This is a genomic window from Sphingomonas sp. (assembly GCF_035490575.1).
Lineage (GTDB): Bacteria > Pseudomonadota > Alphaproteobacteria > Sphingomonadales > Sphingomonadaceae > Sphingomonas.
In genome coordinates this window covers 1-7,332 of sequence record NZ_DATJLI010000158.1, presented here as the reverse complement: position 1 = coordinate 7,332, position 7,332 = coordinate 1, and the positions used below count along the sequence as shown (strand labels likewise).

General features: G+C 63.6%; 8 protein-coding genes. All 8 read left to right on the top strand.

Annotated features, from left to right (window positions below):
- The first annotated feature begins 63 nt into the window (after positions 1-63).
- Positions 64-312 carry an AbrB/MazE/SpoVT family DNA-binding domain-containing protein gene (locus VL973_RS11945; protein WP_325284248.1) on the top strand — a complete coding sequence of 83 codons (249 nt, stop codon included), beginning with the start codon at positions 64-66 and terminating at the stop codon, positions 310-312.
- Positions 305-706 (top strand): type II toxin-antitoxin system VapC family toxin, encoded by a 402-nt coding sequence (locus VL973_RS11940; RefSeq protein ID WP_325284247.1) that lies wholly within the window; start codon positions 305-307, stop codon positions 704-706. Before VL973_RS11945 ends, VL973_RS11940 begins: the two co-directional genes overlap by 8 nt.
- A gap of 65 nt (positions 707-771) precedes the next feature.
- The gene (locus VL973_RS11935; protein WP_325284246.1) at positions 772-2,139 is read left to right on the top strand and encodes an O-antigen ligase family protein; all 1,368 of its coding nucleotides are present in this window, start codon (positions 772-774) and stop codon (positions 2,137-2,139) included.
- Between the two features lie 56 nt (positions 2,140-2,195).
- Positions 2,196-2,906 carry a polysaccharide biosynthesis/export family protein gene (locus tag VL973_RS11930; RefSeq protein ID WP_325284245.1) on the top strand — a complete coding sequence of 237 codons (711 nt, stop codon included), beginning with the start codon at positions 2,196-2,198 and terminating at the stop codon, positions 2,904-2,906.
- 10 nt (positions 2,907-2,916) lie between these two features.
- Positions 2,917-5,124 carry a GumC family protein gene (locus tag VL973_RS11925; RefSeq protein WP_325284244.1) on the top strand — a complete coding sequence of 736 codons (2,208 nt, stop codon included), beginning with the start codon at positions 2,917-2,919 and terminating at the stop codon, positions 5,122-5,124.
- A complete protein-coding gene (locus tag VL973_RS11920; protein ID WP_325284243.1) occupies positions 5,124-6,374 on the top strand; it encodes a hypothetical protein in 1,251 nt (416 codons plus the stop codon). Before VL973_RS11925 ends, VL973_RS11920 begins: the two co-directional genes overlap by 1 nt.
- Complete coding sequence (locus VL973_RS11915) at positions 6,371-6,760, top strand: hypothetical protein (protein ID WP_325284242.1); 390 nt, start codon at positions 6,371-6,373, stop codon at positions 6,758-6,760. The genes VL973_RS11920 and VL973_RS11915 overlap by 4 nt, the downstream gene beginning before the upstream one ends.
- Before the next feature lie 231 nt (positions 6,761-6,991).
- The coding region (locus tag VL973_RS11910) for a hypothetical protein (RefSeq protein WP_325284241.1) at positions 6,992-7,332 on the top strand (341 nt) is incomplete at its 3' end.

Below are 7,332 nucleotides of genomic sequence, written 5' to 3'. Positions count from 1 at the left end.
GTTGTATGGCATGTCCGTCAATGTATGAAGATGCATTAATTGTATGTTCTGGATTGATTGTCGATGAATGTTCAACGCGCCAAACTGGTTAGCGGTGGGCGGCTGCAGGTGCCCGCCGACATGCGTCGCGCCCTGGGACTGACGGATGGCGACGAAGTGCTGTTGCGTGTCGTTGACGGGGTGCTTCACGTCCTGCCGGCGCGCGAAGTCGTGGCGAATATCCAGAACCGGTTGCGCCAGCATCTCGATACCGACGCCAGCCTGTCACACGAACTGATCGCCGATCGACGGATCGCTGCCGACCATGAGTGAGGCGATCTTCGTGCTCGACGCGTCGGCGCTGCTGGCGCTGATGCTGGGAGAGGCCGGAGCCGATGTCGTTGCCGCCCGGATCGGTCGGGCCTGTATCGGCGCCGTCACCCTGTCGGAAGTCGTCGCCAAGCTGACCGAACGCGGCGTGCCCCAAGCAGTGGTGCATGAAAGCATCGAGGAACTGGGTCTCGACGTGCGTCCGTTCACGGCCGAACAGGCGATGCTGGCCGGTAATCTGCGAAACGCGACACGGGGCGCCGGCCTGTCGCTGGGCGACCGCGCCGGTCTTGCGCTGGCGATCACGCTCAAGGCCGAAGCCGTTACGATGGACGCCGCCTGGACGAACATCCCCCTGCCGGTCCAGGTGACGCTGGTGCCGCGGCGACACGCCTGATGCCGGTTGCGCTCACTTCACCGCACATGGTTTCGCAAATCGCGCCAATCGACTAACGGGCAAATATGGCTCACGCGCGCTCGGCCCGACGGTCCCGTTTCCGCCCCGATCTTCCCCTCGTCCTCATGATCGTGATGGTCGTGCTGCTCTGGGTCGCCGGGGGTGCGTCACGCGCCGACACGATGGGACAGGTGGTGGTGCGCGCAGGGTGCTGGGCGATCCTGATCGCCGCGATGCTGGGCGGACCGCGGCCTTCGCTTGATGGCGCGCGGCCGGTGCTGTTCCTGCTGATCGCGACGATCGCGCTGCCGCTGATCCAGCTCATCCCGCTGCCGCCCGCCTGGTGGCAGGCGCTGCCGGGGCGCGAGATCCTGTTGATCCCCGGCGAGCCGGTGCCGTGGCGGCCATGGACGATGACGCCGGGCGCGACGCGCAACGCACTGGCCTCGCTCGTCGTGCCGGCGACGATGCTGCTGGTGCTGGCGCAAGGCAATGCGCGCCTGCGCGACTGGCTGCCGACGATCCTGCTGGCGATGATCGGCGCGGCGGTTTTGCTGGGGCTGCTGCAGTTCACCGGCGCGCGGTTCAACAACCCGTTCCTCAACGACACGCCGGGCCAGGTCAGCGGCATCTTTGCCAATCGCAATCATTTCGGCCTGCTGATCGCCATGGGCTGCCTGATCGCGCCGGTCTGGGCGTTCATGGACCGCGACGCGCTGCGCTGGCGCGGGCCGCTGGCGGCGGGGCTGGTCGTGCTGTTCGTGCTGACCATCCTGGCGACGGGATCGCGCGCGGGCATGTTGCTGGGCGGACTGGCGCTGATCCTGGCACTGGCGCTGGTCGGGCGCCGCCTGCGCCGCCGGTTGAGCCATGCGCCGCGCTGGGTGTTCCCCGCGCTGATCGTGGCAGGGGTTATCGTAATCGGCGGCTTTATCGGCCTGAGCTTCGCCGCCGACCGCGCCGATGCCATCAACCGGCTGATTACGCTGGAAACGGGCGAGGACATGCGTTCGCGCGCGCTGCCCACGGTGCTGGCGATGATCGGCACCTATATGCCGTTCGGGTCGGGTTTCGGCGGGTTCGATCCCGTTTTCCGCATCCATGAACCATTCGAACTGCTCAAATTCACCTATTTCAACCAGGCGCATAACGACTTTCTGGGCATCGCGCTCGACGGCGGGATTCCCGCGATCGCTGTGCTTGTGGCAGCGATCCTGTGGTGGCTGGTCGCGACGATCGGGGTCTGGCGCGCCAGGTCCGATGATGATGTGATCCGCGGCCGGCTCGGCTCGGCGCTGATCGCGCTGGTGCTGATCGCCAGCATCACCGACTATCCCGCGCGCACGCCGACGGTCATGGCGATCACCGTCATTGCCGCATTCTGGCTTGCCCAGGCTCGAAGCGCCCGAACGCAGGCTGCTTTACCCGCATGATCGGCGCACCTATAGAGCGCCGTCATTCTCATTCCTTTCGCGGAACATCCACGCGCATGCGTTTCCCGGTCCCAATTCTGTGCCTTGCGCTTGCCGCCACGGCGTGCGGCTCGCCCGAGCCGCTCCAGTCCAATGGCAGCCTGACGGTCGTTCAGGGCAGCTCGGAACTTCCGCCGCCCGACCGCAGCGACCTGACCGCCGCCGATCGCCCCGCCCTGATCGGTCCGCTCGATACGATCGAGGTCAATGTGTTCGGCATTCCCGACCTTGACCGGGAGATGCAGGTCGATGCCAGCGGGCGCATCGCCATGCCGCTGGCCGGCACCGTCGATGCGCGCGGCAAGACCGCGCAGGAACTGGCCGACGCGATCGAAGTCGCGCTCAAGGCCAATTATGTCCGCGACCCGCAAGTCACCGTGAACATCAAAAGCTCGGTCAGCCAGGTCGTGACGATCGACGGATCGGTGGTCGAACCGGGACTTTATCCCGTCACCAACCAGATGACGCTGATGCGCGTGGTCGCTTCCGCCAAGGGGCTGACCGAATTCGCGCGCCAGGAGGAGATCGTCATCCTGCGGACCGTCGGGGACCAGCGCATGGCCGGGCTTTACGACATCGCGGCGATCCGCCGCGGCGCATATGACGATCCGCCGGTCTATGCCAATGACGTCATCATCGTCGGCGATTCACCGCAACGCCGCCTGTTCCGTGATTTTGTGTCGCTGTCGCCGTTGATCGCGGGGCCGCTGATTGCTGTTCTGAATTAAGGGGCCTTCGATGAATCACGTCAGCCCCACGCTCCGCCCCGGCGCATCGCCGACCACGCCTGCTATGCCGGGCGTCATCACCGGCGGCGATGCCATGCCGATCATCCGGCAATATCTGCGGATCGCGCTGCGCTGGCGTTACGTCATACTGGGCGCGATTGCGGCGTGCTTCATTCTGGGGCTGATCATCACGCTGTTGATGACGCCACAATATACCGCGACCTCGACAATCGAGATTTCGCGTGAAACCGGGCAACTGACCAATTTCCAAGGCGCCGAACGCGAAACCGGCGTCGCCGACCAGGAATTCTATCAGACGCAATATGGTCTGTTGGAGTCGCGCGTGCTGGCAGAACGGGTCGCGACCCAGCTGCGCCTGGTCGACGACAAGGCATTTTTCGAACGTTTCGGCGTCAATCAGGACGATGCAGCTTTTCGCGAAGCCAATGGCCGATACGGCGCCGCCGGGCGTCCGGCGCGTCAGCGCATCGCCGGCAAAATATTGCTGAATAACATCAATATCGCCCCGACCCGCCTGTCGCGCCTTGTTGAGATCAATTTTACCAGCCCCGACGCCGGCTTTTCGACACGCGTCGCCAATGCCTGGGCCGAAAACTTCATCCAGACCAATCTGGAACGCAAGGTTCAGGCGACATCCTATGGCCGCAACCTGCTCCAGCGCGAACTGGCCCAGGCCAAGGAGCGGCTCGATGAATCGCAGCGCCAGCTCGTCACCTATGCCGAGCAGCAACGGATCATCAACCTGCCCGCGCAAGGGTCGGGTGAGAACACCACCGCCGAACGCTCGATCGTCGCCGACGAACTGGCCGCGCTGAACACCGCGCTGTCGCAGGCGACCGCCGAGCGCATCGCTGCCGAAGCGCGCTTTCGCGAAGCGGGTCGCGGCGGCCAGTCGAGCGAAGCGCTTCGTAATCAGGCGATCAACACGCTGCGCCAGCGTCGTGCCGAGCTGGCCGCCGACTATCAGCGCCTGATGGTGCAGTTCGAGCCGGATTATCCGCCGGCCCGTGCGCTCCAGTCGCAGATCGACCAGCTCGACCGTTCGATCGCGCGTGAGGAAAGCCGCGTGTCGGGTTCGGTCCAGGCCGAATATCGCCAAGCCGCCGGGCAGGAAAATGCCCTTCGCGAACGCGTCGAGCGCCTGAAGTCGAACTATCTCGATCTTCGCCGCCGCAGCATCCAGTATAATATCTTCCAGCAGGAAGTGGATACCAACCGCGCTTTGTATGACGGTCTTCTACAACGCTTCAAGGAAGTTGGTGTCGCCGGCGGCGTCGGCGTCAACAATATCTCGATCGTGGACCCGGCGGATATTCCACAGGCGCCGTCCAGCCCCCGTCTGCTGATTAATCTCGCAATTGCATTGCTTGCCGGTTTCGCCATCGGCGCCGGCCTTGCCCTTGCGCTCGAACAGATGGACGAGGCGATTGCCGATCCGGGCGAGGTCGAGCGTCGCCTCGGCCTGCCGCTGCTGGGTTCGGTGCCCAAGGTCGAGGGAGTCGAACCGCGCGAGGCGCTGCTCGATCGCAAGTCCGATCTGGTCGATGCCTATCTGGCGATCCAGACCAGTCTCGGCTTCACCACCGAACATGGCGTGCCGCGCTCGCTTGCCGTCACCTCGACCCGGCCGGCGGAGGGCAAGTCGACCACCGCGCTTGCCATCGCCACCATGCTTTCGCGGTCGCACAAGAAGGTCATTCTGGTCGATGGCGACATGCGATCACCCTCGGTCCACCATCTGGGCGGTGTCGATCACGATCGCGGCCTCAGCAACTTCCTGGCTGGGCAAGATAATATCGGCGAGTTGACGTTCGAGATGACCGATCTGGGCTTTACCGCCATGACGGCGGGGCCGATCCCGCCCAATGCCGCCGAATTGCTGACCGGCCACCGGCTGCAATTGCTGATCTCGCGCCTGCTGGAGAGCTATGACCATGTCGTGATCGACAGCCCCCCGGTCATGGGCCTGGCCGACGCGCCGCTGATCGCGAGCCGGGTCGAGGGCATCGTCTATGCCGTCGAATCGCACGGCATCCGATCCAGCCTGGTCAAGACCGCGCTGCAGCGGCTGCTGGCGGCCAATGCCCATATCCTGGGCGGCGTGCTGACCAAGTTCGAGGCGCGCAAGGCGCATTACGGCTATGGCTATGATTATGGCTATGGCTATGGCCGCGAAAAGGTCGATACGAGCCGCTGATGGCACGCGCGCCCTCTCGCCGGTCGATGCAGCGAAGCCCGCGTGAATGGGCGCTGCGCGGCGGTCTTGCGGTCGCCGCGCTGGCGCTGGGCTATGTGTCGACGACGCAGACGCTGGCCTTCGCGGTCGGCAAGTCGTCGGCGGAACGGGCGCATCGCATGGCGCCGGGCGACGGCCGCATCGCCGCCGAACTGGCAGAACAATTAGCGGCGGGCGAAGCCGATACCGCCCAGCGCGTCCGCGCCGACCGGATCGCGCGCCAGGCGGTAGCTGACGAGCCGCTTGCCGCCCCGGCGCTGACCGCGCTGGCGCTTAACGCCCAGCTGCGTGGCAATACGACGCAAGCCCGCCGCCTGTTCGTCCATTCCGACGCCCTGTCGCGGCGCGAGCTGGGCACGCGATTGTGGCTGATCGAAGATGCTGTCGAGCGCGAGGATATTCCCGGCGCGCTGCGCCATTACGACATCGCGCTCAGAACCTCACGCATGGCGCCGGAAATCCTGTTTCCGGTATTGTCGGTCGCGATTGCCGATCCGGTGGTGGCCAGGGCGCTGACCGACAGTCTGGTGGCCCGCCCGCCATGGGGGGAGGCTTTCATCAATTACCTGCCGCGTTCCAGCGCGGAACCCGATGTCAGCGCCCAGTTCTTCAGGCGCCTGGCCAAAAGTGGCGTGAGCATTCCCGAACGCGCCCAGACGAACGTGATTAACGCACTCGTCGGCGCGGGCGAGATCGAGGATGCATGGTCCTATTATGCATCGCTGCGAAGCGGCGCGGCCCGCGAGCGGTCGCGCGATCCGGCATTCGCGGCGCAGATTGAAGCGCCCTCCGCTTTCGACTGGGCGCCGATCAACAGCGATACAGGCATAAGCGCCTCGATCCAGCACTCGCGCGACGGCGGCATATTCGACTTTGCGGTCCCCTCCACGATTGGCGGCGCTGTCCTGCAACAGGGCCAGTTCCTGCCCGCGGGCCGTTATCGACTGGAAGGTGTCAGCCGCGGCATCGAACAGCCGCCAGGCGCGCGCCCCTATTGGCAACTCACCTGTGCCGGCGGGCGCGAAGCGGGCCGTGTCGAACTTCCCAATTCGGCCGACAATGACGGTCGCTTCGCCGGCGAGATCACGGTTGATGCCGACTGCCGTTTCCAGACCCTGCGCCTTGTGGCGCGTCCGTCATCAATGATCGGCGGTGTGACCGGGCAGATCGAGAGCGTGCGGCTTGTCATGACGACGAGACAATCACGATGATCGGCAAGCGGCTTTTCATGGCAGAAATCCGGATTACCCGCGGCGCGATGGGTGTGGTTCTTGCACTTACCCCATTCCTTGGGCCTGTCACCACCGCACGCGCCGCTATTCCGGCTGCACAGACAGCCTCACCATCGGTTGTCGATCTTCAGGTGGGACGCACTGGCAATACCAGTGCTGGTCAGATCGGCAGACGCCAGACCCGCACACAAGCTGCACGCGAAGTTGGCGCCCAACCCATGGCTCGCATCAATAACCGCATTCCCAATCGTATCCAATCGCGGCTACGCAATCGGATCGACCGCAATTATGATCCGCAAGCAAATGCGGTTTCGCCGTTTATCGCAGCAGAGGAACGAACGCAGACTGCGGGAAGGCCGCGGTAAAGCGAATCTTTACGTTTCTCAGGACGAACGCCAAACTTGTCGTCATCATTTCCGGAGCGCTTCGATTAAGGGCCGCTGACATGCTCTCCGGTTTTTCTGGCACCCAAGCCTAAAATCCGGCCCACGCGAATGATCTGTGACGCTCGTTGAGGCACGCAAAGACGGGATGCCACATAGACGGCGCCAGCTTGGTATTGCACAAGGCAGGCGACAATATTTGAAGGATATTTAGTGGCCACTCAACTTAACGTAGTGCCAAGCGAACGTCCGATTCCGGTGTTCCAGCACCTTATTATATTAGTGGTTTATCTAATAATTGCATTGGTCGTCACCGGCCAGTTCGTTGAGGGTTTGTATAGCTCCAGCCTTCTTTACCCTCTAATCCTTTTCCAGACGATAAGGCTTATGAGACAGCCGTTTTCAAGCTCTCTTGCGCTTGTAACCGGCGTTTCCTTCTTGGTGCTGTATGCGGTTTACGGACCGAACCTTTTGGTTTTCAGCGGGATTGATCCAAGCCTCACAATCGCCATGTTTATCGTGTTTGCAGACGTGATCAAGGCGTTGTCTGACAA

Excerpts from the sequence above, each read along its gene's own strand:
- VL973_RS11945 (WP_325284248.1), top strand. The coding sequence starts at position 64 with ATGAATGTTCAACGCGCCAAACTGGTTAGCGGTGGGCGGCTGCAGGTG.
- VL973_RS11940 (WP_325284247.1), top strand. The coding sequence starts at position 305 with ATGAGTGAGGCGATCTTCGTGCTCGACGCGTCGGCGCTGCTGGCGCTG.
- VL973_RS11935 (WP_325284246.1), top strand. The coding sequence starts at position 772 with ATGGCTCACGCGCGCTCGGCCCGACGGTCCCGTTTCCGCCCCGATCTT.
- VL973_RS11930 (WP_325284245.1), top strand. The coding sequence starts at position 2,196 with ATGCGTTTCCCGGTCCCAATTCTGTGCCTTGCGCTTGCCGCCACGGCG.
- VL973_RS11925 (WP_325284244.1), top strand. The coding sequence starts at position 2,917 with ATGAATCACGTCAGCCCCACGCTCCGCCCCGGCGCATCGCCGACCACG.
- VL973_RS11920 (WP_325284243.1), top strand. The coding sequence starts at position 5,124 with ATGGCACGCGCGCCCTCTCGCCGGTCGATGCAGCGAAGCCCGCGTGAA.
- VL973_RS11915 (WP_325284242.1), top strand. The coding sequence starts at position 6,371 with ATGATCGGCAAGCGGCTTTTCATGGCAGAAATCCGGATTACCCGCGGC.